Source organism: Streptomyces malaysiense, assembly GCF_000980885.2.
Classification (GTDB): domain Bacteria; phylum Actinomycetota; class Actinomycetes; order Streptomycetales; family Streptomycetaceae; genus Streptomyces; species Streptomyces malaysiense.
Genome location: NZ_LBDA02000030.1, coordinates 60,148 through 86,960, shown reverse-complemented (window position 1 = coordinate 86,960; position 26,813 = coordinate 60,148). Strand labels below are relative to the sequence as shown.

Below are 26,813 nucleotides of genomic sequence, written 5' to 3'. Positions count from 1 at the left end.
CGGTCTGAGTCTGATCACACGTCATCCTACTTGCGGGTCAGGAGAGTTGGAGCAGACCGCGCAGAAGATCCCGGCTCTCGTCGGTACCCGGGCTGTCCTGCTGCAACTCCTTCAGGGCCTGCTCGTACTGGGCCACGTCCTCGCGCTTGTCGAGGTACAGGGCGCTGGTCAGCTGCTCCAGGTAGACGACGTCGGAGAGGTCGGACTCGGGGAAGCTGAGAATGGTGAAGGCTCCGCTCTCGCCGGAGTGCCCGCCGAAGCCGAACGGCATGACCTGGAGCCGTACGTTGGGCCGCTCGGAGACGTCGATGAGGTGCTGGAGCTGGCCGCGCATCACGTCCCGGTCGCCGTAGGGGCGGCGCAGGGCGGCCTCGTCCAGGATGATGTGGAACTCGGGGGCGCTGTCGGAGAACAGGTGCTTCTGGCGCTCCAGGCGCAGCGCGACCCGCCGCTCCACGTCGTCGGCGCTCGCGCCCTTCATGCCGCGCCGGACCACCGCGCGGGCGTACTCGGCGGTCTGGAGCAGGCCGTGCACGAACTGCACCTCGTAGGCGCGGATCACGGCGGCGGCGCCCTCCAGGCCCACATAGGTGGGGAACCAGTTGGGCAGGACGTCGCTGTAACTGTGCCACCAGCCGGCCACGTTGGCCTCGCGGGCGAGGGACAGCAGCGACTGCCGCTCCGCGTCGTCCGTGATGCCGTACAGCGTCAGCAGGTCCTCGACGTCTCTCGTCTTGAAGCTCACCCGGCCCAGCTCCATCCGGCTGATCTTCGACTCGGAAGCCCGGATGGAATACCCCGCCGCCTCGCGGGTGATCCCCCGAGCCTCACGCAGTCGCCTGAGTTGCGAGCCGAGCAGCATCCGCCGCACCACCGATCCGGGCTCTCCCGCGCTCACGTTCGTCAGCCTCCCCAACCGTCTTCAGGGGCCGAAGTCTGCCACTAAAACGCTCCGCGCAGTACTCGTACGGTTACGGAAACGGAGAGATCGGGGCCGCTTCCGGCAGGCGGGGACGGGGGGAGGTAGATACCACTGGAGGGAACCGTCATGAAGATGGCAGAAAAAATGGCCAAGAAGTGGTACGGGACTGTTCATTTCGGTCGCGTGCACGTGCATCTGCCCTTGCATCTGCTCTTCCCATCCGAAACCATGGTCCCGCGCCACCGCTGCATCGCAACGACCGCGAATTCCCGGGAGTGCCTCGCATGGGGACGAATGGATCGACCATGCTCAAGCCGTTACGGCAGGGCCTTCCGCCGTTGGACCCCGCGGCCGTGTCCAGCGCCGCGTCCTGTGCTCTGCCGGCCCGGTACGAAGCGGTGGGCGAGGCCCGGCGGTTCACCCGGGACACCCTTGGACAATGGGGCCTGGACGAGCGCTTCGACGACGTCTGCCTGGTCGTCTCCGAACTCGTCACCAACGCGCTGCGGCATGCGCTGCCGGGTGGCCACGGGTGCCCGCGGAAGGACGTCGCCCCGGTGCGGCTGCACTTGATGCGGTGGGCCGAGCGGCTGGTCTGCGCGGTGCGGGACCCGAGTCACGAGTCGCCGGTGCCGCAGGACTCCGACGACTTCTCGGCGGAGTCGGGGCGGGGGCTCTTCCTGGTCGACTCCTTCGCGGACAGCTGGGGATGGCACCCACTGGCAGGCCCGCTGGAGGGGAAGGTCGTCTGGGCGATGTTCCACGTGGACCGGCCGGCCTGATCCTCTACGCGCGTCATCGCCCCGGCTCCACCCCGCACGCCCGCGCGGGGATCCGGAGCGGAAGCCCCGTGATGGCGGCTTCCGCGGTGAGGGAGCCGGGCACGCACTGCCCGGTGCCGGCTCCGTGAGAATCCCGGTCGCCCGGAGGGCTCAGCTCGCGATCAGGTGGTCGAACTCGCCGTCCTTGACGCCCAACAGCATCGCTTCTATCTCGGCCCGCGTGTACACCAGTGCCGGACCGTCCGGGAAGCGGGAATTGCGGACGGCGACCTCGCCGCCCGGCAGGCGCGCGAACTCCACGCACGACCCCTGCGAGTTGCTGTGCCTGCTCTTCTGCCAGGCCACTCCGTCCAGCTGCGTGGCAGCCATGCCGTTGTACACGTCGTACCCCCCGAACACGCCGTCAACGTCGCGGTCCACAGGTCGCTCCCCGGTGTGCACTGGCTGGTGAGGCCATAGATGCGGTGGTCAACTGACCTGGATCATAACCCCCGCGTCACGTGCAACTGCACGAGCAGATGCACGTGCACGGCGAGTGTTCTCACAGTTACAGCCTTGACGCGCGCTTTACCTGACGGTGTGCGGCCGTATGCCGCCGTTTCCACCGAAGCCGTTTCAGCGCCTGCCCCAAAGCGGGCGGTACATGCCCTGTCCGCCTTCCGGCCATGATCGTCCATGGTGCCGGTGAAGCCGGATCTCCGGGACCGGATTTCCCGTGCACAAGGAAGGGACGCGTTCCGGGCCCTCACTGTTCCACGCCCGGCGAGGAAGTCCCGGCGCGCCCGGGTTGCGGGCAAGGGCTGCTGGTAGCTTGCTGCGGACCGTCCGGCCGAGGGCGCGGACGCCTACAGCTTGGGGAGCCTGACGTGACTTCGGCGACTGCTTCGACCGGTACACGGGTACGGATCGCGGCCCTGGCCGCGGGACTGGTGGGCGCACTGGCGCTGACGGCGTGCGGCGGCGGTGGCGGTGGCGGCGACCACTCCTCCACGAACCCGTCGGGCACGGCGAGCGCCGACCCCGCGCCCTCCTCGTCCGCCGACGGCTCCGGGGTGACCGGCGCCTCCGGCAAGCTCCAGGGCAGCTGGCTGGCCACCAGCGGCGGCACCATCGTGGCCCTGGTGATCGACGGAAAGCAGGCCGGCGTGTTCGCGACCGGCGGCACCGTGTGCAGCGGCACCGCGGGTACCGAGTCCGGCATGCAGATGATCCATCTGACCTGCTCCAAGGGCAGCAAGGACCGCACCACCGGGATGGTCGACTCGGTCGACGGCACCTCCATGAAGGTGACCTGGTCGGGCAAGGTGGGCCAGGAGACGTACACCAAGGCGGAGGGCGGCAAGCTGCCGTCCGGCCTGCCGACCGCCGCGGCGCGGTGACACCTCCGCCTCCCCCTTCACGCCCTTCGTGTACGAGGGGAACGGGAAGCACCTGAAGCGGTGATTCACGAGGGGCGCGGGAACGCGGTGGCCGTCGAGGCGCGATGATGCAGGAGCACCGTCACGATCTCGATGGGACCTGCTCATGCGCGCCTTTCCGCTCACCGTCACCGCCGTTGCCGCCGCCCTGCTGCTGACCGCATGCGGTGGCGGGGGGAACGGCGGCAGCGGGGCCAAGAACAGTTCGGCCTGCCGGATCGGCGGGGTGTCACTCCAGGTCGGCGCCGCGAGCGTGGCACCGGCGGCCGGTGACACCGGCGAGGTGCCGGTCAGCATCACCAACCAGAGCAAGACCTGCACGCTGGAGAACTTCCCCGGCGTCACCCTGAGCGGGAGCGGCACGAGCGCGAAGCTGCCCGCCCAGAAGGGCGCGAAGGCCCAGACCCTGAAGCTCGCCAAGGGCGACGCCGCGTCCTTCACCATCGGCTATGTGCGCGGCAAGGACGGCGACGCCAAAAGCCTCGCGGCCACCGAGCTGAAGATCACCCTGCCGGGCGGGGACGCGGTGCAGAGCTTCCCCTGGAAGTACGGCCCGATCGCCGGCCAGGGCACCGCGGCCAAGCCGAACGCCTCCGTCAGCGCCTTCCAGCAGGCCGGCGACTGAGCCGGCGGGGCGTCCGGTCCGCGCCTCATCCCAGCCGTGGCCGCGCCCTGACCTGGGCGCGGTCCGCGGCGGCCGCGCCCTCCGTCCAGCCGGCCTCGTCGCTCACCCCGCGCAGCCGGGTGGTCGTGGTCCGCGGGAACATCCGCTCCAGGCGGCCGGTCACGGCTGTCTCGCGCGTGGCGAGCACGGGCAGCAGGTCCTGGGTGACCTGGCTCTCGGCGGCGGCCGCGAGCCGGGCGCCGACCCGGTGGGCGTAGGCGGCGAGGAAGGACTGCCGGAAGGTCTTGGTGCGCTTGCGGCCGGCCGCCCGCTGGCCCGCCTCGGCCTTGGTCATGGCGTGTGTGGCCTGCACCAGCAGCGAGGTGTAGAGCAGTTCGACCGCCTCCAGGTCGCCCTCGAAGCCGACGACGGTGGAGAAGCAGAGCGGTTCGTTCCACACCGCGCGGCAGTGGTTGGCGGTGGCCACCGCGTCCAGCAGGACGGCCTTCGCCTGTTCGTACGGCGGTTCGACGCCTATCCGGCAGGCGCCGGGCGCGTCCGGCGCGGGCGCCGCGGCGGCGAGCAGCGCCTCGTCGACGCTGTGCCGGGCCATCAGCTCCTGCGCCTTGGTGGTCAACGCCTCGGCCTCCTCCGGGTAGCCGGTCGCCTCGGCCTTGGCGAGCAGCGCGCGGATGCGGCCGAGGAGCCGGGACGCGGCGGGATCGTGGGCGCGGCGGCTCTCCTCCTCCAGGGGTTCGAGGGAAGGCAGCCGCAACAGCAGGCGGTACAGCTCCAGGACGGCGGTGGCATGGGAGAAACGGTCGGCTCCGGACGCGGGGCCCTCGGGCAGCTCGTCGAGCTGGGCGGCCCAGCGGCGCCCGCGCGGCCGGTCCGCGCCGGACTGCGCGCGGATCAGGGCCGCGGCCAGAAGCACGTGCGGCTGCTCCAGCTCGCGCCGCACCAGTCGTACGACATCGGCGGGTGCCCAGCCGCGCCGCCAGGCGGCGGCCACGAACTCCTGGCCGCGCCGGGCGAGTTCGCCGTCCGCGGCGGGGTCGGCGGCGAGCAGGGAGGCGCCCGTGTCGAGGCCGGTGTCGGTGTCGTCGTAGAGCGCGGCCCGGAAGGCCCGCTCGACGGTGCTGGCGGAACTGGTCACATCGCCGATCGTGTCACGCCCCGCCGACAGCGCGCCGAACACCGTCCACAGCCTGTGGACGAACCCGCGCCGCCCGCCTTTCGGCGAGCGTCAACTTCAGGTTGACGCCCAGGGGGGTGCAACCTACGGTTGACACATGGCGACCAACCCGAACATCCCGGCATCCGTGCGCCTCGACGACCTCATCGAGGCCATCAAGAAGGTGCATCCCGCACCCCTCGACCAGCTGCAGGACGCGGTGATCGCGGCCGATCACCTCGGCGACGTGGCGGACCACCTGATCGGGCACTTCGTGGACCAGGCCCGCCGCTCGGGCGCGTCCTGGACCGAGATCGGCAAGAGCATGGGCGTGACCCGGCAGGCGGCGCAGAAGCGGTTCGTGCCGAAGGAGTCCGCCGGCCTCGACCCCGGCCAGGGCTTCGACCGCTACACGCCGCGTGCGCGGAACGTGGTCATGGCCGCGCACGACGAGGCGGTGGCGGCCCGCAGTCCCGAGGGCCGCCCCGAGCACCTGGTCCTCGGCCTGCTGTCCGAGCCGGAGGGCCTCGCGGCGAAGGCGATCACCGCACAGGACGTCCCGCCGGACGCCGTACGCCGGGCCGCGACCGCCGCGCTGCCGCCCGCCGCCGAGCAGGTCCCCGGCCTCGTCCCCTACGGCCCCGAGGCCAAGAAGGTGCTGGAACTCACCTTCCGCGAGGCCCTGCGGCTCGGGCACAACTACATCGGCACCGAGCACATCCTGCTGGCCCTGCTGGAGCACGAGAACGGCGCGGGCGTCCTCAGCGGGCTCGGCATCACCAAGGCCGCGGCCGAGGAGTACGTGGTCGGTGTGCTCGACCTGCTCCTGGAGAAGCCCGCGCAGACCCCCGACGAGGACTGAGACCGCGGGTCACGGCGATTGTCAGTGGCTCCTGCCACACTCGCCCTCATGACCGACCGGTGGGCACTCGCCCCGGCCGAGGACGGTGGCGTGGACGTCGCCCCCCTCGGCCCGGACGGGCTGCCCGCCGGACCGGTGCGGCGGGAGAGCGATCCCGCCGGGGCGGTGCGGAGCCGCCCGGAGGTGACGCGCTGGGTGTGGCGGTCGACCCCCGACGTCTATCCGCGTCTGCTCGCCACGGGGGTGCGAGTGGAGCGGTGCTACGACATCGAGGTCGCCGAGACCCTGCTGCTGGGCCACGAGGGGCGGTACGGCGAACCACGCTCGGCCGCCGCCGCCCTGGCCCGCCTCCGGGGCGGCCCCGTGCCCCCGGATCCACCGCAGCGGGCGGCCGACCCGGGCGCCCAGTCCCCGCTGTTCGAGTCCAGTGGCGCCGCGCTGCCCCTGGCCGACCTCCTCGCGGTCTACGCCGACCAGCTGCGGCGGCACGAGAAGACGGACGCCCCGGGCCGGATGCGGCTGCTGACCGCCGCCGAGTCCGCCGGCACCCTGGTGGCCGCCGAGATGAACCGGGCCGGGATGCCCTGGAGCTCCGAGGTCCACCGCGGACTGCTGCGCGACCTGCTCGGGGAGCGGTATGCGGGCGGGGGCGAGCCACGCCGCCTCGCGGAGCTGACGGACGAGGTGTCCGCCGCGTTCGGCCGCCGGGTCCGGCCCGATCTGCCGGCCGATGTGATCAAGGCCTTCGCGCAGGCCGGGATCAAGGTGCGGTCCACCCGCCGCTGGGAGATCCAGTCCCTCGACCATCCGGCCGTCGCACCGCTCCTCGCGTACAAGAAGCTGTACCGCATCTGGGTGGCCCACGGCTGGTCCTGGCTCCAGGACTGGGTGCGCGAGGGCCGCTTCCGCCCGGAGTTCCAGGCCGGCGGCACGGTCACCGGACGCTGGGTGACCCATGGCGGGGGCGCTCTCCAGATCCCCAAGGTGATCCGGCGGGCCGTGGTCGCCGACCCCGGCTGGCGGCTGGTGGTGGCCGACGCCGACCAGATGGAGCCCCGCGTGCTGGCCGCGATCTCCCGCGACCCCGGTCTGATGGAGGTCGCGGGCCGCGAGAGCGATCTCTACCAGGCCGTCTCCGACCGGGCCTTCTCCGGCGACCGCGAGCAGGCCAAGCTTGCCGTGCTCGGCGCCGTCTACGGCCAGACCTCCGGCGACGGCCTGAAGAACCTCGCCGCGCTGCGCCGCCGCTTCCCGAAGGCCGTCGCCTACGTCGACGACGCGGCGCGGGCGGGTGAGGAGGGCCGCCTGGTGCGCACCTGGCTGGGCCGCACCTGCCCGCCGGCCGCCGGCACCGGCGAGGACGCGGCGGAGGAGGCGGGCATCCCCATCGGGCCCGGGGAGGACGAGGAGGAGGCACCGGCCGACGGCCGGGCGGCCTGGGTCCCCGGCCACGCCTCCGCCGACTCCCGCGCGCGGGGCCGCTTCGCGCGCAACTTCGTCGTCCAGGGCAGCGCCGCCGACTGGGCCCTGCTGCTGCTCGCCGCACTGCGCCGGTCCTGCGCCGGGCTGCGGGCCGAACTGGTCTTCTTCCAGCACGACGAGGTGATCGTGCACTGCCCCGCCGAGGAGGCCGCCACCGTGGTGGCCGCCATCCGCGACGCGTCCGCCCTCGCCGGCCGGCTGACCTTCGGCGAGACACCGGTGCGCTTTCCGTTCACGACGGCGGTGGTGGAGTGCTACGCGGACGCCAAGTGAGGGGTGCGTGCGGCGAACGGCCACCCGCCGTAGGCCGGTTCACTCGGCCAGCAGTTCTCGCAGTTCGGTCACCACGGCCCGTTCGTCCGTGCCGGTCAGGGCGGTGAGGGCGGTATGCCAGGCGGCGCGGGCCTCCGGGCGGCGGCCCCGTGCGCGCAGCACAAGGCCGTACTGGTGGCGGGCCAGGCCGCCCGTGTAGCGGTCATCGCGGGCGTCGGCGCGACGCAGCAGCTCGCCGCACTCGTCGTACGCCCGCTCCCCCTCCCCCAGCTGCCGGAGCGCCCGGACCAGGCCGAGCCGGGTCTGGGACTCGCCGTGCCAGTCACCGTGCCCGCCGAGGATGCCGAGGCTCTGCTCGAAGTGCCGGGCGGCCTCGGCCGGTTCGCCGAGGGTGAGATGGGCGTAGCCGATGTTGCAGTGCGCGGCGTGGCGCACGATGACGGCGCCGGCCGCCTCCCCGATCGCCAGCGAGTGCCGGTGCTGCTCGATGGCGGCGCGCGGGTCGGTGTGCTCGTAGAGGTTGCCGAGATGGCTGTGGGTGATGGCCTCGCCGACGGGGTCGTTCAGCAGCCGTGCGTAGGACAGGCTCTGCCGCAGCGCCTCCTCGGACTCCGCGAACCTGCCGAGTCCCTCCAGCAGCAGCCCCCGGTTGTTCAGGCAGCGCCGGATGCGGCTGGGCACGCCGAGCCGCCGCCAGCTCTCCAGGCAGCGGTCGGTCAGGGCGAGGGCCTCGTTGTGCCGGCCGGTCAGGAAGTGCAGGCCCGCGAGATCGCCGAGCGCGTACGCCCGCGCCTGCGCGTCACCGAGCCGCCGTGCCGCCCCGAGCGCGGCCCGCCCGAGCACCTCCATCTCCGCGACCCGGCCGCTGCGCTGCACGTACGGGAACAGCACACGGGCCAGCACGGAGAGATGGGCCAGCCTGCGCGGATCGTCGGCGTCGGCGTTGCGCGCCACCAGCGCGACCACGTTCTCCAGCTCCGTCTCGCCCCAGGCGAACGCCTGCCCGACCGACTCGAAGGACGGCAGCCCGGCCACGGCGGCGGCGTGTTCCGGCGGCTGTGCGGGGGTCGGCCGCAGCCGGTCGTCCAGATCGAGGCCGGGTTCCACGATGGCGACGAGCGCGCGCTCGGCCGCGGCGGCGTACCAGCGCAGGGCGACGAGGTCGGGGGAGGTGTCGTGCCGGGCGTGCTCGGGGGCCCGGCCGGCCGGGGAGGGGCCGGCCGCCGTACGGAACTCCCCCTCCTCGGCGAGCTCGCGGGCGAACTCGCGGACCAGGTCGTGCGGGGTGTAGCGGCCGTAGGCCGTCTCCTCCAGGAGGGCCACGTCGACCAGGCGGTCCAGGGCGGCCTCGGCGCGGCGCGCGTCGATGCCGGTGAGGCGGGCGAGGAGCGGGGCGCCGTAGGCCGGCAGGTCGAGCGCGCCGATGCCGCGCAGCACGAGGGCCGCGTCCCGGTCGGGCTCGCGGTCGGCGGCGGCGAGGGCGTCATGGGCGACGGCGAGGGAGCGCCGGACGCTGAGGTCGTCGTACTCCAGCTGCCGCAGCCGGCCTCCGGTGGCGGCCAGTTGGCCGGCGAGCACGTCGGGGGTGAGCGCGCGCCGGGCCACGAGCCGGGCCGCGACCACGCGCAGGGCCAGCGGCAGTCCGCCGGTCAGCTCGACCAGGGCGTGGCCGGCTTCCAGTCCCGGGCGGCCGCTGAGCGCGCGGAGCAGCGCCGCGCTGTCCTCGCCGGTCAGCGGGGCGAGCGGGAAGCGCCGGGCGCCGTCGAGGGTGGTCAACGGGGAGCGGCTGGTGACGATCACCGCGCAGCCGGGGCCGGCCGGGAGCAGGGGCCGCACCTGGGCGGCGTCGGCCGCGTCGTCCAGGACCAGCAGGATGCGGGCGGGAGCGAGCAGGGAGCGGAGCAACGCGGCCGCGGCGTCCGGGTGTTCGGGTACGTCGCGGGGCTCCGTGCCGAGGTCGCGCAGCAGGGTGGCGAGCGCCTGCGCGGGGGCGAGCGGGGGCATGCCGGGGGTGGCGCCGTGCAGGTTGACGTAGAGCTGGCCGTCGGGGAAACGTTCCCGCAGCTCATGGGCCGCATGCAGGGCGAGGGCGCTCTTGCCGACGCCCGCCATGCCGGAGACCACCGCGACGGCCGGACCCGGCGCGGGCGGTTCGGTCAGCGCGTGCCGCAGGGCGCGGCGGGCGGCGGCGCGACCGGTGAAACGGGCCGGCGGAGGCGGCAGCTGGGCGGGCGGCGGGGAATGCGGAGCGGGTGCGCCGTGCTCGTCCTCGCGCTCGCCGGCACGCGCACCAGCGCGCCCGTCCGCACGCGAGACCCCGGAAGCGACCGGCTCGGGCTCCTCCCCCCGCGCCTGCGGACGCCCCGTCCGGTCCCGTTCCGCCGCCGGGCGGCCGGCCTCGGCCGGCCGGCCGGACTCACCGTCCTCCCCGCTCCCGTGCTCCTCCTCGTCCGCCGGGGGCCGCGTGTCGCTCCCGCCGCTCCCCCGCAGCACCTCGACATGGGCCTCGCGGACGGCGGGGCCGGGTTCGATGCCGAGTTCCTCGATCAGGCGGGCGCGCAGATCGCGGTGGACTGCGAGGGCCTCGGCCTGGCGGCCGGTGCGGTGCAGGGCGAGCATCAGCTGGCGGTGGTACGACTCGCGGAACGGATACTCGGCGACGAGGGCCGACAGCTCGGGGACGAGTGCCGTCAGCCGGGTTCCGCCGAGGGCGAGTTCGGCGTCGTACCGCCACTTCAGCAGGATCAGCCGCGCCTCCTCCAGGCGGCGCACCAGCGTGTGGCCGCCGAGGTCGGGCAGCCCGCTGAGCGGGGTGCCGCGCCACAGCGCGAGCGCGCTCGTGCAGGACCGTACGACGCCCGGCCAGTCCTGCCGGGCGTGCGCGGCGCGGGCGTCGGCGACCAGCGCGTCGAACACGTCCACGTCCAGCTCGCCCCGGTCGACGCGCAGCAGATAGCCCGGCGGCACCGACCTGAGCCGTTCCGGATCGTCCAGGAGCCGGCGCAGCCGGGTGACATGGTTGTGCAGGGACGCCTGCGCGGAGGCCGGCGGCGCCCCGCCCCACAGCGCGTCCTTCAGCGACTCCACCGACACGACCCGGCCGGCCTCCAGCAGCAGTGCGGCGAGCAGGGCGCGCATCTTGGGGCTGCCGATGGCACGGACGGCGCTGTCGGGGGCCGGGTGACCGGAGGTGTCGTACGACGTGCCGCACGACGGCCGGTCGTAGAGGACCAGCGGACCCAGCAGTCCGAACCGCAGCTCGCGCCGCCCTTTCACGCCGCTCCACTGCCTTCCCGCGCCGGCCGGGGCCGGCCGTGCTCCGCGACGGGCGCGCGCCCGCCGTACTCCTGGCGGGAATCCGTCCCGCAGGCGACGATTTCACGCCACCTCTCGCGGCCGGTCCCCTGTCGCCGTCCACGGGGCGGCCGGCCTTGGTGAACAGCCACCCGGACGTCCGCCCGCCGGTCCGCTCACCGGCCTGCCGCCGCTTTCACCGGGCGAGTTCCGGCCATCTGGCCTGCCTCGCACCGACGCACCATTGGCCACATGTTAGCGATCCGTTGGTGAGAGTTGATGTGATCATTCCATCGGAACCGGCCCGACGGCGCGCGCGTCAGTCGCGTAACTCGGGGGAGTGTCGCCGCAGGTCGGATCCGGGGACGTGGGTGGTCCCGGTCGGCGGAGGTGAACGACCGGGACCCCGTCCCGCCTCCCCCTGTGCCTCAGATCACGGGCGGGCGGCCCAGCCTGGTCAGGCGCCACACCGTCCGCCAGCGCATCGGTCGGCGCTCCCCGGCCGGCTCCCGCACCCCCTCCAGGAATCCGCCGAACCACGCCCTGAGCCCGGCCGCGGAACGGGCGCGGGCGAGGGTGAGCAGCGTCCACACCCCGAGGTGGACCGGGACGAGCGGCAGCGGCAGCCGGCGCCGTACGAGCCAGACGCGGTTGCGGGCGTTGACGCGGTAGTAGATGGCGTGCCGGGCCGGGGAGGTCTTGGGGTGCTGGAGCAGCAGTTCCGGGCAGTAGCGGATCTTCCAGCCGGCGTCGGCGGCGCGCCAGGCGAGATCGGTCTCCTCGTGCGCGAAGAAGAACTCGGCCGGCCAGTCCCCGGTCTCGGCCAGCATGGCCGTGCTCAGGGCGTGGCCGCCGCCGAGGAATCCGGTGACGTAGCCGCCGCGCAGGGGGCCGGAGCCGCCGATCCTGGGCACGTGGCGCTGCTGGGTCTCGCCGTGCTCGTCGGCGATGCGGAAGCCGACGACGCCGAGGCGCGGGTCGGCGGCGTAGAGGTCCCGCACCCGGCGCAGCACGTCGGCGTCGACGAGCAGCCCGTCGTCGTCCAGTTCCACGACGACGTCGACGTCCCCGAACTCGCGCAGCCGGGCGAGGGCGACGTTGCGGCCACCCGGGCAGCCCAGGTTCTCCGGCACGTCGATGGTGGTGACCTCGCCGGGCAGGGAGAGACGGCGGGCGAACTCGGGGAGCCGGCAGCCGTTGCCGACGATCACGGTCCGGGCGGGGGCCAGGTCCTGCTTGGCCACGGACTCCAGCAGGGCGTCCACCTCGGCGGGCCGGTTGCCCATGGTCACCACGGCGACGGCGATCCTCGGCTCCACCACGTCCACACCCCATCCGGCAGGCAGCGGCGGCGCGTTCCGGCCGCGCGCCGCCCGTCGTTCACCAAGATGTTGCCGCACCTGCGCCGGTTCGCTCTCCCCGTCATCCCTTTACGCCATTTTTGCTATATTTCGCCGGCCGCGGGGAGTTCCCGGTTCGGGCAGGCCCGGAAGCCCACCGGTCCGGACGGCCGGCACGGACCGGATTCCCCCCGAACCGGGTGCCGTTCTGTCACATGGCGCCCCTTCCACCTGGTGGGGTTCGTGCGCGGCCGCGCTCCCGCGAACCGGGTCACGGATCCGGTTTGCTGCGCTCAAATCCCTTGTGTGCCTTATGACTTGTAGCCTTCGTAGCAAGGGGTTACCTTCATGTGCTAGGCGCGGCTTCGGGCAGGCGCTGCGCCTCACGGGGGAGGCACGACGACGCTTCGGCTCGCCGCCGGGGCGGGGGGGTAGGCAACATGGCAACCCGAACCACTCATGCCCCGCCGCACGGCGCACAGATACGGATCGTCGTGGTGGACGGCCACCACCTGTTCCGCACCGGCCTGGTCTCCCTGCTCACCTCGGTACCGGCCTTCGCGGTCGAGGCCGAGGGCGCGACCGGCGCCGAGGCGGTCACCCTGTGCCGGTCGATGGCCCCCGACGTCCTGATCCTGGACATCGAACTGCCCGGCTGCGACCCGTACGAAGTGCTGACCGACGTGCTCAAGGAGAGCCCGGACACCAAGGTCATCATCCTGAGCATGCATGACGACGGCGCGCACATCCGCGAGCTGATAGCCGTCGGGGCCTCCGGCTACCTGCACAAGTCGGTGGACTACCCGGCGCTCAGAACGGCGATCCACTGCGTGACGCTGAACTCCGACCAGCTCGTCATCCACCTCCCGCAGAAGGCCCTCTTCCTGGACGACTGGGCCGAGCCCAAGCCGTCCGGGCTGATCTCCAAGCGCGAGCTGGAGGTGCTCGCCCTCCTCGCCGAGGGCGCGAGCAACGCCGAACTCGCCCAGCGGCTGTTCATCAGTGTGAGCACGGTCAAGCGCCACCTCACCAACATCTACCGCAAGCTGGGCGCGGTCTCCCGCTCCGACGCGACACGGCGGGCGGAGGCGGCCGGGCTGCTGCCCGCGCGCCGCCCGGGTGAGCGATTCGTCATCTCAGGCTCCTGCGCACCTCCTCGGCAAGGCCGTCCACGTCCGCCCGAGCGGTGGCGTGAGACGTCATGAGCCGGGCCGGTCCCGTCGGCAGCAGGTGAAAGGCCCAGCGCGGACGCAGGAAGTCCGTCGCGGCGCGGGGTAGTTCGACGAAGACCGCGTTGGACTCGACCCGCTGGGCCAGCCGCAGCCCCGGCAGTGGCGCCAGCTGCGCGGCGAGCCGGTCGGCCATGGTGTTCGCGTGCCGCGCGTTGTCCAGCCACAGGCCCCCGTCGAGCAACGCGCCGACCTGGGCCGCGAGGAAGCGCATCTTGGACGCCAACTGCCCCTGCTGCCTGCGCAGATAGGGCGCCCGCACGGCGATGCCGGGGGCCATCAGGAGCAGCGCGTCGGCGCCGAGCGCCCCGTTCTTGGTGAAGCCGAGGCTCAGCGCGTCCGCGAAACGGGCGATGTCGGCAACCGTGCAGCCCAGCCGGGCCACCGCGTTGGCGAGCCGCGCCCCGTCCAGGTAGACCCGAAGTCCCCTGCGGTCGCACAGTTCCCGCAGGTCGGCCAGCTCCCGCAGGGTGTAGCAGGTGCCCAGCTCGGTGGCCTGCGTCAGCGCCACCGTGGAGGGACGCGGTGTCCGCACGTCCGCGCACCGCTCCAGCACGGCCTCGACGGCGGCCGGGGTGAGCTTGCCGTCCGGTGCCGGGGCCGTCAGCAGCTTCCGGCCGAGCATCGCCTCGACGGCGCCGCACTCGTCCACGGCGAAGTGGGACTGCTCGGCGCAGATGATCGCGTCCCCCGGGCCGAGCAGGACCGACAGCCCGAGCACGTTGGCGGCCGTGCCGTTGAAGACCAGCAGCGGCACCGCCGCCGGCCCGGCCAGGTCGCGCAGGCCCGCCTCGGCCGCGGCCGTCCAGCGGTCACCGCCGTAGGCGGGGGCGGGACCGGGGGCGGCCGCCGCGAGCGCGGCCAGCACGGCGGGATGGGCCTCCGCGTGGTTGTCGCTCGCGAAGTCCAGACGCGGGGAACCCGGCAGTCCGTTCATGGTGTCAGATGCTCCGGCAGCGAGGGGAGCCGGGACATCCTCCCCGGCGGCCCGCGGCGCTCCTCCCTCCCGGCCCATTCCGCTGCGACCAGGCGCACCACCCGGCCCGCAAGGGTCGTATCTCCGTCGCTACGACCCCCTCCCCGCGGCGGGCCGCTCCTAGGCTCGATGGCGCCTGTGGCGGCCTGCCGGGGCGCCCTCGAAAGGGAGTGAGAGGGATGAGCGTTACGCCCATACGTGCGAACGTGCCGGACACCACCCCGCCCGCATACCTGTCGGTGTGCTTCTTCGGCCGGTTCGCCACCTCGGTGGGCGGGGTGCCGGTCGAGCGGTGGCGGGCCGGTAAGTCACGCAGTCTGTTCCAGTACCTGATGCTGCACCGCAACCGGGTGATGACCCGCGACCAGTTGCGGGACGCGCTGTGGCCGGAGGCCGAGTGGCGCGCCTCCTCCAGTTCCCTGAAGGTCGCGTGCTGCGGGGCACGCAGCACGCTCGGCGCCAGCAAGCAGCCGGCCGGCACCGGGGCGCCCATCCGGCTGCTGCACCGCGACGGCGGCTATCTGCTCGACGCCGACGACGCCTGGTGCGACATCGAGGAGTTCCGCGAACGCGTCCACGAGGGCATGCGGCGCCGCTCCCACGGCCGCCCCGAGCAGGCCGCGGAGAGCCTGACCCGGGCGATCGCCCTCTACCACGGTGACTTCCTCGCCGGTCAGGACGAGGACTGGATCGCCGAGGCGCGGGAGTACTACCGCTCGCTCGCCCTGGGCGCCCTCGACGTCCTGCGCACGAGCGCGATGCAGCGCGGCGACACGGACACGGTCGTCGCACTCGGCCAGCGCACCCTCCAGATCGACGCCCTGCACGAGCCCACCTACCAGGCCCTGATCGAAGTCGCGGGCCTGCTCGGCCAGGAGGAGCAGGCACTGCGCTGGTACCAGCTCTGCGAGCGGCGGCTGCTGCGCCGCATCGGAGTCGAACCCTCCACCGACACCCGGCAGGCCCTCCAGCGGGTCCTGACCGGACACGGCCGCACGTTCGTACCCGGGCCCTGCGCCGTCCGGCCGGTGGAAGGGAGGGCTCGGGCATGACCGCGACCCCTTCGCCCGCGACGATGCCGCCCGTCGTCTCCCGGCTGCTCGGCCATCTGGCCCGGCACGCCGCCGAACGTCCCGGCGAGCCCGCGGTGCTGACGGCCGACGGCCGCCTCGGCTGGGCCGAACTCGCCGCCTGCGTGGACACGATGACGCGAGTGCTGGAGGCACACGGCATCGGGCGCGGCACCGCGGTGGCGCTCGCCACCGGCCGGGACCGGCACGCGGTCACCGCGCTCCTGTCCGTCTGGTCGCTCGGCGCGAGCGCGGTCCTCCTCGACGAGCGGCATCCGGCGGCGCACCTGAGCGAGGTCGTCGTCAACTCCGGTGCCGAGTGGATCGTCGCGGCCGAGCTGACTCCCGAGGTGCTCGGCAACGGGGTGCCCGTGCTCACCGTCTCGGAACTGTTCGAGAAACCCGCCGAGGCGGACGCCTTCACCGGGCCGGCCGGGCCCTGCCGCCCCGACGACGTCGCCTATGTGATCCACACCTCCGGCAGCAGCGGCCGGCCGAAGGGGGTCGAGGTCTCCTTCGCGAACCTGGAGGCGTTCCTCGACGCGATCGAGACCCTCGGGATGCCACGCGGCGGCAACGGCGTCAACGCGGTGTCGCCCGCGTTCGACGGCTGGCTGTGGTGCACCCTGCTGTACCTGGTGTTCGGCAACGCGCTCGGCATCGTGGACCTCGCGCGTTCGACGGCCGGCTCGCCCGCCGCCGCGATCGCCGCCCTCGCCCCCCGGGTGGTCTGCCTGACCCCGTCCCTGCTGGCCGCCTGCGAGGCGGGCGTGGACGGCGCGGAGGCGATCGTGGTCGCGGGCGAGCCCTGCCCGCCGGACCTGGCGGGGCGGCACCGGACCGGGCGCCGGATGCTCAACGTCTACGGCCCGACCGAGGCCACCATCGCCGCCACCTGGGCGGACAGCGCCCGCGGCGACGACCTGGCCACGATCGGCACCGCGATCCCCGGCTACGCCGTCCATGTGCTCGACCCCGAGGGCCGGCCGGTGCCCGACGGCACCCGGGGCGAGCTGTACATCGGCGGGCCCGGGGTCGCCCTCGGCTACCGGAACGAACCCGAGCTGACGGCGCGGTACTTCGTGTCCGACCCCGAGCGCGGCCGCGTCTACGGCACCGGGGACCTCGTACGGCGCCGGGCCGACGGACTGCTGGAGTTCTGCGGCCGGGGCGACGAACAGGTCAAGGTGCGCGGGTTCCGTGTGGAGCTCGCCGAGATCGAGCGCCGGGCCACCGGGCCCGGGGTGGCGCGGGCCGTCGCCTACCTGCTGCCGGGGGGCCGGACCATCGGCCTCGCCGTGGTGGCCGCCGAGGGCTACCCGGGGGACGACGAGCTGCGGGAGCGGCTCGCCGCGGCGCTCCCCGCGCACCAGGTGCCGAGCGGCGTCCGGCGCGTGGAGCGGCTGCCGCTGACCCCGAACGGCAAGACGGACCGGGCCGCGCTCGCCACGGCGCACGCGCTCGCCACCGGGCGGCCGGCAACCGCGGCCGGCGACGGCACCGGACCGCACCCGCCGCCCGCAGACCCCCTGATCGGCGCCGTGACCAAGGTCTGGAACGCGGTCCTCGAACACCCGGTGACCGACGCGGACGCCGACTTCTTCGCCTCGGGCGGGCACTCCCTGCTGGCCGCCGGGGTGATCACCGCGCTGCGCCGGGAGACCGGGGTGTCCCTCTCGATGCGCGAACTGCTGGGCAATCCCACCATCCGCGGCTGCGCGGCGCTCCTCCGCGCCCGGCTCGACGAATCGACGGCGGTGTCATGACGTACCTGCGCACCTGGACGAAGGACGTGCCGGCGGCCCGCCCCGTCCTGCTCTGCCTGCCGCAGGCGGGCTCCGGCGCCCTCCAGTTCCAGAACTGGCAACTGCGGCTCGGCTCCCGGGTCACCGTGTGCGCGGTACAGCTGCCGGGCCGGGAGGACCGGTGGGGCGAGCCGGCTCCGGACGGCATCGCGGAAGTGGTCGCCGCCGTGGTCGCGGAGCTGTCGGCCGCCGGGTTCCTCGGCCGGCCGCTGGTCGTCTTCGGGGACAGCTTCGGCGGACTGCTCGCCTACGAGGTGGCGCGCGCCGTCGGCCCGGCCGCACTGGTGGTGTGCGTCTGCCGGGCACCGGTCCACTGGCGGCGCCACGGCGGGCTGGACGAGGACGACGTGGAACGGCTGGCCTCGGCGAGCGTCGGCAACCCGGCCCTGCCGCCGGAACTCGCCGCCGAGCTGCGGGAGATCGCCGCCGAGGTGCTGCGGCGCGACGCGGCGCTCTCGGAGACCTTCCGCACCCCGCCGAACGCGGAGCCGCTGCGCTGCCCGGTGTACGCGTGGGGCGCCCTCGGCGACCCGACGGTCACCCCCGCGCAGCTGGACGACTGGCGCGAGGTCACCACCGGGCCGCTGCACCGCCACGACTTCGCCGGTGGGCACCGGGTCAGCCGCGAGGACCCGCGCGCGCTGCTCGGGCGGCTGTCCGGGATCCTGTCCGACCTCGCCGAGGAGGAACCGAGGTGAACCCCGAGGCACCGCCGGTGATCGATCTGCTCGATCCCGGCCCCTTCGCGCGCGACGACTTCTGGGACACCCTGGCCTGGCTGCGCGCCCACGCGCCGGTGTACCGGCACCAGGGCGGCGGTGCCCCGTTCTGGGTCCTGACCAAGCACCGTGACATCACCGCCGTGTACGCGGACTCCACCCGTTTCGGCTCGCGTTTCGGCATGCGCGTCGGGAGCGACGTGGCCGCCGTGGCGGCGGTCTCCCAGCGTATGCTGATCGTCTCCGACCCGCCGCAGCACACCGCCGTCAAACGGACGCTGATGGAGTGGTTCGGGCCCGCCCGGATGCCCCGCGTCGAACGGCTGGTACGGCGGGTGGTGGACGAGCTGGTGACCGACGACGTCCTCGACCGGCCGCTGGACTTCATCGAGGTGGCCAAGCGGCTGCCGAACCATGTGGTGTGCGCCCTGATGGATCTGCCCCGGGCGGACTGGGACTGGGTGGGCGCGGTCACCACCGAGGCGTTCGACGACACGTCGGGTACGTACGCCAACGGGGAGATCTTCCTGTACTTCGCCGATCTGCTCGCGACGCGCCGGGCGCACCCGGGCGACGACTTCGTGAGCTGGGTCGCGGCGCACGGCCGGGTGGACGGCGACGGCGGCCGCCCGCTGACCGACGAGGAGATCATCTTCAACTGCAACGGGGTGCTCTCCGGCGCCAACGAGACCACCCGTTACGTCGCCGCCGGGGCGCTGCTCGCCTTCGCGCGGTTCCCCGAGCAGTGGGAGCGGCTGCGCGCGCTCGGCGCCGCCGGGGTGCCCGGTGCCGTGGAGGAGGCGCTGCGCTGGGCCTCGCCGGGGGTGCACGCGATGCGCACCGTGCTGCGTCCGGCCGAGATCGCCGGGCAGCGGCTGCGGCCCGGGGAGCGGGTCACGCTCTGGAACGCCTCCGCCAACCGGGACGAGGAGGTCTTCGAGGAGCCCGACCGGTTCCTCGTGGACCGCAGTCCCAACCGGCACCTGGCGTTCGGCCACGGCAGGCACCTGTGCCTGGGAGCGCGGATGGCGCGCTGCGAACTCGACGCCCTGCTGCGCAGGTTGGCCGGAAGTGTCGGACGGGTGGAGCTGCTCGGGGCGCCGTCGTTCACGCCGTCCAACTTCACCTGGGGGGTCAGCGCGCTGCCGCTGCGGCTGCACGGGCGTGCGTAACCACCGGGTAATGGCCGCCGCCGACGATGCCGGGAGAACAACCATCTGACGGAGGTCACCATGGGGGAGCCCATCCGCAACATCGTCATCCTGGGCGGCGGCACGGCCGGCTGGATGGCCGCTTCCTATCTCGGCAAGGCGTTGTCCGGCCAAGCGTCCATCACGGTCGTCGAGGCACCGGCGATACCGCGCATCGGCGTCGGCGAGGCGACCGTGCCCAATCTCCAGCGGGTCTTCTTCGACTACCTCGGGCTGCCCGAAGAGGAGTGGATGGGCGAGTGCAACGCCGGTTTCAAGATGGCGGTCAAGTTCGTCAACTGGCGTACGCCGGGACCGGGTGAGCCGGCCGCCAGGCGGGACGCCGGCGGATCCGACCACTTCTACCATCCGTTCGGGCTGCTGCCCGCGCCCGACGGGGTGCCGCTGTCGCACTACTGGACGCGCAAACGGCTGGCGGGCACGACCGGCGAGCCCTTCGACTACGCGTGCTTCGTCGAACCGCCGCTGATGGACGCCAATCGCTCCCCGCGGTTCCTGGACGGCACCCGCTGCACCAACTACGCCTGGCACTTCGACGCCGCCCGGGTGGCCGCCTTCCTGCGCGGCTTCGCCACCGGCAAACAGGGCGTACGGCACGTCGAGGGCACCGTCTCGGACGTCCGGGCCGACGCGCGCGGCTACATCGAGTCGGTGACGCTGGAGTCCGGCGAGGTGGTCGGGGGCGACTTCTTCGTCGACTGCAGCGGACTGCGCGGACTGCTGATCAACAAGAAGCTCGGCGAGCCCTTCATCGACATGAGCGACCACCTGCTGAACAACAGCGCGGTCGCCACCCAGGTGCCGCACGACGACGAGACGCACGGGATCGAGCCGTACACCTCCTCGATCGCGATGCCCGCCGGGTGGACGTGGCGGATCCCGATGCCGGGCCGGTTCGGGAGCGGCTACGTGTACTGCGACGCGTTCGCGGACAAGGACGAGGCCGCCCGCGACCTGTGCCGGCTGTGGGGCCTGGACCCCGAGAAGGCCGCGCTCAACCACATCAGGTTCCGGGTCGGCCGCAACCGCCGGGCGTGGGTGGGCAACTGCGTCGGCATCGGTCTGTCCTCCTGCTTCGTGGAGCCGCTGGAGTCGACGGGCATCTACTTCATCACCGCCTCGCTGTACCAGCTGGTCAAGCACTTCCCCGAGCGCGACGTCGATCCGGTACTGCGGGACCGGTTCAACCGCGAGATCGTCGACATGTTCGACGACACCCGGGACTTCCTCCAGGCGCACTTCTCGCTGTCCCCGCGCACCGACACGCCGTTCTGGCGGGCCACCAAGGAACTCACCCTGGCCGACCAGATCAAGGAGAAGATCGAGATGTACCGCTCCGGGGTCCCGGTCAACCCGCCCTCGACCGACGAGAGCACCTACTACGGCAACTTCGAGTCCGAGTTCCGCAACTTCTGGACCAACGGCAGCTACTACTCCGTCTTCGCCGGGCTCGGGGTGCGTCCGCGCTCCTCGCTGCCGATCATCTCGTACCGGCCCGGCTCGGTCGTCACGGCCGAACGCGCCTTCGCCGACGTGAAGGCCCGCCAGCGCCGGCTGCTTTCCGAACTCCCCTCCGCCTACGAGTACCTGAGCCATCTGTACGACGCCGACCGGCCGCGGCACGCCCCCGCGAAGGCGCCACGGCGGCAGGCGTGACCCGCGCCCCGGGACCGCTCGTCGCGGCGGAACAGGCGGAGAAGGTGAAGCAGGAGGCGCGGGCCCGGGAGGCGTTCCGCCGGGTCATGGGCTCGTTCCCGACCGGGGTCACCGTGGTCACCGCGCCGGCCGACGACGGGCCGCGCGGCATGACCTGTTCCTCGCTGACCAGTGTGTGTCTCCAGCCGCCCACCCTCGCGGTGTGTCTGCGCACCGCCAGTTCGACGCTGGCCGCCGCGCTCCGGCAGGGCGGCTTCGCGGTGAACCTGCTGCACGGCGGCGCCGAACGCGCGGCCCGGGTGTTCTCCACCGATGTCCCCGACCGGTTCGCGCTGGTCGGCTGGCGGATGTCCGAGAAGGGCCTGCCTCTGCTCACCGAGGACGTGTGCGCCTACGCGCAGTGCGAGGTGAGCCGCACGGTCGAGGCCGGCGACCACACGATGGTCCTCGGCGCGGTCATCGACGCCGGCGTGGTGCCCGGGACACCGCTCGTCTACGCCCACCGGTCGTTCCGGCCCTGGGACGTCCTGCCCATCACACCCGAGCGCCCGGAAGGCGGCCGCTGATGTCCACTCCTGCCGTAGAACCGCTGCCGGCGCTGCTCGCCGACCGGCCGGCCGAGCCCGGCGAACCGCGCGAGCCGGACCGCCCCTGGCATGCCGCCCCGGCCGGTGCCGCCCTCGGCCGCGACCGGCGGTGGTGGTCGGGTGTGTGGGCCGCCCTCCTCGCCCGGTACAGCGGGCACGACCGGGTGTGGCTGGCGGCCCGGGACGGCTGGTACGAGATCCCGGTGGACCAGGACGCGCCGGTCGGCTCGCTGATCGCGGCCGCGGCGGAGGCGCTCGACGGACCCGTGTTCCAGCCGTCCCGGCCGCCGGCCGCACCGGTGGCCCTGGTCGCGGGCGGGCCGGGGGAACACCGTGGCGCGGGCGACCTCGCGGTCGAACTCGCGGACGGCGCCGTGGAGGTGGCCGGTGACGCCCGGCTGTGGGAGCCCGCGACGCTGCGCCGGCTGGCCGGACAGCTGCGGCTGCTCGGCGCTCGGGCGCAGGCCGCGCCGGGAACTTTGCTGACCGAGGTGGATCTGCTGACCGACGCGGACCGGCTACTGGTCACCGAGGAGTGGAACCGCACCGCCGCGCCCTTTCCGCCGACCGGCTACCTGGAGCTGATCGCGCACCAGGTGCGCACCCGCCCGGACGCGCCGGCGGTCGAACAGGGCGAGCGTGTCGTCTCGTTCGCCGAGCTGGACCGGCGCGGCGACCAGATCGCGGGCGAGCTGCGCCGGGCCGGGGTCGCGGCCGGGGACCACGTCGGACTGTTCTGCCCGCGCGGCCTCGACTACGTGCTGGCCGTCCTCGGCATCCTGAAGTCCGGCGCGGCGATCGTCCCCCTCGACCCGGTCAATCCGGACGCGCGGATCGCGTTCATGCTCCGCGACAGCGCGGCGACGGCGGTCCTGACCACGGAAGGACTGGTCGAACGGCTCGCTCAGGGGGCGGACGGCGGGCTCGGCGGGCGACTCGGACAGGACACCGGCGGCGGGACGGGCGACCGGCTCCCTGGGGACGCGGGCGGCCGGCCGCGCGAGCGCCTCGCACCATGCCCGCCGGTCATCGGCATCGCCGCCACCGCGGCCGCGCCCGCCGAGCCCCCGGCCACCCCGGTGGCCGCGGAACCCCTCAGCCATCTCATCTACACCTCGGGCTCGACGGGGGAGCCGAAGGCGGTCCTGGAGCGGCTGCGGGCGATAGAGAACCTGGTGCACTGGACCGGCCGTGCCTACGGGGTACGGCCCGGTGACCGCGTGTCCTGGCTGTCCGCGCCCGGGTTCGGCGTCCAGATCATGGAGTGGATGCCGCACCTCGCGCTCGGCGCCACGGTGTGCGTCCCCGCCGCCCGGCACGCGCTGTCCCCGGCGCAGCTGCGGGACTGGCTGGTCGCGGAGCGGATCACCCACACGATGCTGGTGGCCGCCCTCGCGGAACCGGCCTGGGCGCTCGACTGGCCCGCCGACGCCGCGCTGCGGGTCATGGTCACCACCGCGGAGCGCGTGCACAGCTGGCCGCCGGTGGACACCCCGTTCCGCGTCGTCATGACGTACGGCACCACCGAGAGCACCAACGCGCTGACCTGCCTGGACCTGGGTGCGGGCATCGACCTGACCAGTCAGGCGACCCCCGCGCACATCAAGGCCGCGCATCCGGTGCCCGCGGGCCGCCCGATCGCCAACGTGCGCGCCTACGTGCTCGACGCGCTGGACCGCCCGGTGCCCCCCGGGCTGACCGGACGGCTGCTGATCGGCGGGGCCGGGCTCTCCGCCGGCTACCACGAGCGGCCCGAGCTGACCGGGAAGCTGTTCCGCCCGGACCCGGTGACCGGTGAGGGGCTCGTGTACGAGACCGGTGACCTCGCCCGGTACCGCGCGGACGGCGCGATCGAGATCCTCGGCCGGGGCGACGCCCAGGTGAAGATCCGGGGCTTCCGGGTCGAGCTGGGCGAGGTGGAGACCGCCCTGGTCGACTGCCCCGAGGTGGCCGAGGCGGTGGTCACCACCGTCCGCACCGGCCAGGGCGGGCCGCGACTCGCCGCCTACGTCACGGCGGACGGCGGCACCGGACTGGACGGCGCCGCGCTCAAGGCGAGGCTCAGCGAACGGCTTCCGTACTACATGGTCCCGGCGACGGTCACCGCGCTGGACCGGATCCCCCGGCTGCCGAACGGCAAGACGGACCTGCGCGCGCTGCCCGCCCCCGAGCCGGCGGAGCGGGGCGGCGACGGCTTCGTGCCCGCCCGCAGCGAGACCGAGGCCGCCATGGCAGCCCTGTGGGCCGAGATCTTCGACGGCCGGACGATCTCGATGACCGACAACTTCTTCCACCTCGGCGGCCACTCGCTGCTGGCCTTCCGGCTCATCGACGAGCTGCGCGGCCGGTTCGGCACCGAGCTGTCCATGACCGAGCTGTACGCCGGCCCGACCGCGGGCGAGCTGTCCGCGGCGGTCGAGGCGGGCCTCGCCGGCTCGGCCGCCTACGCGGGGCTGCCCCCGGTCGAGCCGGACCCGGCCGCGCGCTTCGAGCCGTTCCCGCTGAACGACGGGCAGCAGGCGATGTGGATCGGCCGCGGCGGCCTGGTCGAGCTCGGCAACGTCGGCTGCCACGGATACTTCGAGTGGGAGTCGCCCGACCTCGACCCCGACGCGTTCGAGCGCGCCTGGCAGAGCCTGGTCGAACGGCACGACGCGCTGCGCACCGTCGTACTGGCCGACGGCACCCAGCGGGTGCTCGCCGAGGTCCCCGACTTCGTGATCAGGCGCCACGACCTGCGGGCGACGGCCGAGCCGGAGCCGGAACTGCTGGCCCTGCGAGAGCGGTTGTCGCACACCATCCTCGACGCGGCCACCTGGCCGCTGTTCGATCTGCGGCTGACCCTGCTCCCGGGTGGCCGGACCCGGATCCACCTGGTGCTCGACTTCCTGGTCGCCGACGCCTGGAGCTACTTCCAGGTGATCGTCCCCGAGCTGAGCGAGCTGTACGCGGGCCGGGGCGCGGCGCTCGAACCCCTGCGGCTGACGTTCCGCGACTATGTGCTCGGCCTCGCGGCGAACCTCCCGGACAGCGACGTCTACCAGCGCTCCCAGTGGTACTGGCTCGACCGGCTCGAAACGCTCCCCGGCGCCCCGCGGCTGCCAAAACGCCCGTCACACCAGGCCGAGCTGACGGCCAGGATCGAGCGGCACAGCGGTGTCCTCGACGCCGCCGACTGGGCGGCGGTCCGCGCGCTGGCCGGCGAGCACGACGTGACCGGTTCCGGTGTGCTCGCCGCCGCCTACGCCGAGGTGCTGCGGTCCTGGTCCGCCGAGCCGTCGTTCTGCCTCAACTTCCCGCTGTTCAGCCGGCTGCCCCTGCACCCCCAGATCGGCGGGGTGATCGGTCATACGACCACCACACTGCTGCTGGAGGCGACCGGTGCCGGGAACACCTTCGCGGACCGCGCCCGGACGCTGCAGCAGCGGCTCTGGGCCGATCTCGAACACCGCCACTTCACCGGCATGCAGGTCCTGCGCGCCCTGACCCGGCTGCGCGGGACGCTCACCCCGGCGATGCCCGTCGTGATGACCAGCCTGGTCGGCTATCCGCCGGACCAGCGGGAGACCACGTTCGGCTCGGCGGTGTACGGCGTCTCCCAGACCCCTCAGGTCAGCCTGGACTTCCAGGTGTTCGAGACCGAGGGCGGGGGGCTGCGGTTCAACTGGGACTACATCCAGGCCGTCTATCCCGACGGGCTGGTCGGCGAGATGTTCGCCGCCTTCCTCGACCTGCTGGGCCGGCTCACCACCCGCGAGGGCTGGCGGTCCGGCGACCTCGGCTACGGGACCGCCCGGCACACGACGGGCGGCGCGGCCCCCGCAGCGGTCACCGGCACCCGGCGCACCGGCGCGGCATGGGAGCGCTACTGGTCGTCGGTGGACGCCACCGGCCGGGGCGGGGACGTGCTGTGGGACGCCGACGACGCCGACGAGATGCGCTGGCTCCTGGACACCACGGCACGGCACCTGGACCCGGCGCTGCCCGTCATCGACCTGGGCTGCGGCAACGGCCGCTACGCCCGCGCGCTCGCCACCCGCTTCCGCACGGTGGTCGGTGTCGACGTGTCGCCCACCGCGATCGCCCGAGCGCGCGCGGAGGGCTCGGGGTCCGGCGACCTCTCCTTCGAGGTCCTCGACCCGGGCGACGCGGCCGCGGTCGAGGCGCTGGCGAAGCGGCTCGGCCCCGCCAACGTCTTCATCCGCGCCGTCCTGCACGTCCTGGACGAGGAGGAGCGGGCCGCGACGGCCGCCGCGCTGGCCGTGCTCACCGGGGGCCGGGGCGGGGTGCTGCTGGTCGAACCCGACTACGCGCGCGACTCGTTCGGCTACCTCGGCCATGTGGGCGGCGCCCGCGGCCGGGCCGCCCGTCTGGTCCGGCCGCTCGAAGCCGCCGGGGTGCGCCACTCGACCCCGTTCGGACCGACGGACCTGGACCGCCACTTCCCCGCGAACCGGTGGCGGCGGCTGTCCTCCGGCCCGGCGCGGATGTACGCCGTCGACCCCGAGTCCGAGGGCGGCGCGATCCGGGTCCCCGGCTACCTCGCCGCCGTACGTCCCCGCACGCCCGGCAGCTGACCGGCCCGGCGGATGCCACGGCGGGCGGGCGGAGTCGGCGGAACGACTCCGTCCCGCCCGCCGCCGCTACTACAATCGGCGGCTCCTGAGCGGTTGTTGACCACGACGGCGACACGCGCGAGGTCGTCGGCTCCGGCACGAAAGCGGGATGACCCCATGGCCTTCACCGGTTTTCCGGACGAGGCGTTCGACTTCTTCGAAGAGCTCGCCGAGGACAACTCGACCGCCTTCTGGCACCGCCACCGCGACCGGTACGAGCGGGCGGTACGGGAGCCGATGGCGCGGCTGGTCGCCGAACTGTCCCCGGAGTTCGGCGCGCTGCGCATGCTGCGGCCGCAGCGGGACACCCGGGCCTCGAACGACAAGTCGCCGTACAAGACGTACCAAGGGGCCCTGGTGGACCTCGAACCCGGCCTCGGCTACTGGCTCCACCTCGACGCACGGGGACTGCGCGCCACCGGCCGGTACTACTCGCGCGCCCCGCAGGAGACGGCCGCCCTCCGCGCGGTGGTGGCCGAGGAGCGCGGCGCCGAACTCCAGTCGCTCGTGGACGGCTTGGCGGGGCTCGGGCACGCCGTGGGCGGGGTCGCGCTGCGCACCAGACCGCGCGGGGTGCCGGCCGGCCATCCCCGGGTGGGGCTGCTGCGCCACCGGACGCTGGACATCGGGCGCGACTGCGACCGGGTCGCGGCCGGCCGGCCGTCGGCCGCGGCGTGGGTGGCCGGGACCTGGCGGGAGCTGCGTCCCGTGCTGGACTGGCTCTCGGCCAACGCCTGCGTCCGGGCCCGGGAGCTGCGCGCCTCGGGCGGGTAGCCGTCCGAAGGGGCGCCCG

General features: G+C 73.7%; 20 protein-coding genes. 14 read left to right on the top strand and 6 right to left on the bottom strand.

What is annotated here, in order from left to right; all coding sequences use genetic code 11:
* Positions 1-37 precede the first annotated feature (37 nt).
* Complete coding sequence (locus tag VT52_RS13710; RefSeq protein ID WP_046419045.1) at positions 38-862, bottom strand: helix-turn-helix domain-containing protein; 825 nt, start codon at positions 860-862, stop codon at positions 38-40.
* Positions 863-1,206: 344 nt separating this feature from the next.
* On the opposite strand from VT52_RS13710, the gene VT52_RS13705 reads away from it, so the two are divergent.
* Positions 1,207-1,704: an ATP-binding protein gene (locus tag VT52_RS13705; protein WP_240509749.1), complete on the top strand. Its 498-nt coding sequence runs from the start codon at positions 1,207-1,209 to the stop codon at positions 1,702-1,704.
* Positions 1,705-1,854: 150 nt separating this feature from the next.
* On the opposite strand, the gene VT52_RS13700 is transcribed toward VT52_RS13705, so the two are convergent.
* Positions 1,855-2,124 (bottom strand): DUF397 domain-containing protein, encoded by a 270-nt coding sequence (locus VT52_RS13700; protein ID WP_046418970.1) that lies wholly within the window; start codon positions 2,122-2,124, stop codon positions 1,855-1,857.
* A 446-nt stretch (positions 2,125-2,570) separates the two neighbouring features.
* Here VT52_RS13700 and VT52_RS13695 point away from each other — a divergent pair, with 446 nt between their 5' ends.
* Both VT52_RS13695 and VT52_RS13690 read left to right on the top strand, forming a co-directional pair.
* Complete coding sequence (locus tag VT52_RS13695; protein ID WP_206306508.1) at positions 2,571-3,083, top strand: hypothetical protein; 513 nt, start codon at positions 2,571-2,573, stop codon at positions 3,081-3,083.
* A gap of 145 nt (positions 3,084-3,228) precedes the next feature.
* Positions 3,229-3,747, top strand: coding sequence for a DUF4232 domain-containing protein (locus VT52_RS13690; RefSeq protein WP_046418972.1), 519 nt, complete (start codon positions 3,229-3,231; stop codon positions 3,745-3,747).
* 25 nt (positions 3,748-3,772) lie between these two features.
* Here VT52_RS13690 and VT52_RS13685 read toward each other — a convergent pair whose 3' ends face one another.
* Entirely contained in the window at positions 3,773-4,882 is a 1,110-nt protein-coding gene (locus VT52_RS13685) for a DUF2786 domain-containing protein (RefSeq protein ID WP_206306507.1), read from the bottom strand.
* Between the two features lie 136 nt (positions 4,883-5,018).
* Here VT52_RS13685 and VT52_RS13680 point away from each other — a divergent pair, with 136 nt between their 5' ends.
* Positions 5,019-5,762 carry a Clp protease N-terminal domain-containing protein gene (locus VT52_RS13680; RefSeq protein WP_046418976.1) on the top strand — a complete coding sequence of 248 codons (744 nt, stop codon included), beginning with the start codon at positions 5,019-5,021 and terminating at the stop codon, positions 5,760-5,762.
* Positions 5,763-5,810: 48 nt separating this feature from the next.
* Positions 5,811-7,517 carry a bifunctional 3'-5' exonuclease/DNA polymerase gene (locus tag VT52_RS13675; RefSeq protein WP_046418979.1) on the top strand — a complete coding sequence of 569 codons (1,707 nt, stop codon included), beginning with the start codon at positions 5,811-5,813 and terminating at the stop codon, positions 7,515-7,517.
* A gap of 39 nt (positions 7,518-7,556) precedes the next feature.
* Here the strand turns inward: VT52_RS13675 and VT52_RS13670 are convergent, their stop codons facing one another.
* Both VT52_RS13670 and VT52_RS13665 read right to left on the bottom strand, forming a co-directional pair.
* Positions 7,557-10,793 carry an AfsR/SARP family transcriptional regulator gene (locus tag VT52_RS13670; protein ID WP_046418981.1) on the bottom strand — a complete coding sequence of 1,079 codons (3,237 nt, stop codon included), beginning with the start codon at positions 10,791-10,793 and terminating at the stop codon, positions 7,557-7,559.
* A 446-nt stretch (positions 10,794-11,239) separates the two neighbouring features.
* The gene (locus VT52_RS13665; protein WP_046419048.1) at positions 11,240-12,133 is read right to left on the bottom strand and encodes a glycosyltransferase family 2 protein; all 894 of its coding nucleotides are present in this window, start codon (positions 12,131-12,133) and stop codon (positions 11,240-11,242) included.
* A 458-nt stretch (positions 12,134-12,591) separates the two neighbouring features.
* On the opposite strand from VT52_RS13665, the gene VT52_RS13660 reads away from it, so the two are divergent.
* Complete coding sequence (locus VT52_RS13660; protein ID WP_046418983.1) at positions 12,592-13,356, top strand: response regulator transcription factor; 765 nt, start codon at positions 12,592-12,594, stop codon at positions 13,354-13,356.
* Here VT52_RS13660 and VT52_RS13655 read toward each other — a convergent pair.
* Entirely contained in the window at positions 13,283-14,317 is a 1,035-nt protein-coding gene (locus VT52_RS13655) for a threonine aldolase family protein (RefSeq protein ID WP_046418984.1), read from the bottom strand. The genes VT52_RS13660 and VT52_RS13655 overlap by 74 nt on opposite strands.
* 218 nt (positions 14,318-14,535) lie before the next feature.
* On the opposite strand from VT52_RS13655, the gene VT52_RS13650 reads away from it, so the two are divergent.
* The 8 genes from VT52_RS13650 (at position 14,536) to VT52_RS13615 (ending at position 26,794) form a co-directional block, all read left to right on the top strand.
* A complete protein-coding gene (locus VT52_RS13650) occupies positions 14,536-15,408 on the top strand; it encodes an AfsR/SARP family transcriptional regulator (protein WP_167377700.1) in 873 nt (290 codons plus the stop codon).
* A complete protein-coding gene (locus tag VT52_RS13645; protein ID WP_053055447.1) occupies positions 15,405-17,192 on the top strand; it encodes a non-ribosomal peptide synthetase in 1,788 nt (595 codons plus the stop codon). Before VT52_RS13650 ends, VT52_RS13645 begins: the two co-directional genes overlap by 4 nt.
* Positions 17,189-17,929, top strand: a complete 741-nt coding sequence (locus tag VT52_RS13640; RefSeq protein ID WP_053055448.1) for a thioesterase II family protein — start codon at positions 17,189-17,191, stop codon at positions 17,927-17,929. The genes VT52_RS13645 and VT52_RS13640 overlap by 4 nt, the downstream gene beginning before the upstream one ends.
* Positions 17,926-19,122, top strand: a complete 1,197-nt coding sequence (locus VT52_RS13635; RefSeq protein WP_046418986.1) for a cytochrome P450 — start codon at positions 17,926-17,928, stop codon at positions 19,120-19,122. The genes VT52_RS13640 and VT52_RS13635 overlap by 4 nt, the downstream gene beginning before the upstream one ends.
* Positions 19,123-19,182: 60 nt before the next feature.
* Positions 19,183-20,817: a tryptophan halogenase family protein gene (locus VT52_RS13630; RefSeq protein ID WP_046418987.1), complete on the top strand. Its 1,635-nt coding sequence runs from the start codon at positions 19,183-19,185 to the stop codon at positions 20,815-20,817.
* A complete protein-coding gene (locus tag VT52_RS13625; RefSeq protein WP_063888339.1) occupies positions 20,814-21,383 on the top strand; it encodes a flavin reductase family protein in 570 nt (189 codons plus the stop codon). Before VT52_RS13630 ends, VT52_RS13625 begins: the two co-directional genes overlap by 4 nt.
* Complete coding sequence (locus VT52_RS13620; protein WP_046418990.1) at positions 21,383-25,981, top strand: non-ribosomal peptide synthetase; 4,599 nt, start codon at positions 21,383-21,385, stop codon at positions 25,979-25,981. Before VT52_RS13625 ends, VT52_RS13620 begins: the two co-directional genes overlap by 1 nt.
* Positions 25,982-26,137: 156 nt before the next feature.
* Entirely contained in the window at positions 26,138-26,794 is a 657-nt protein-coding gene (locus VT52_RS13615) for a DUF2461 domain-containing protein (protein ID WP_046418992.1), read from the top strand.
* The last annotated feature ends 19 nt before the right edge of the window (positions 26,795-26,813 follow it).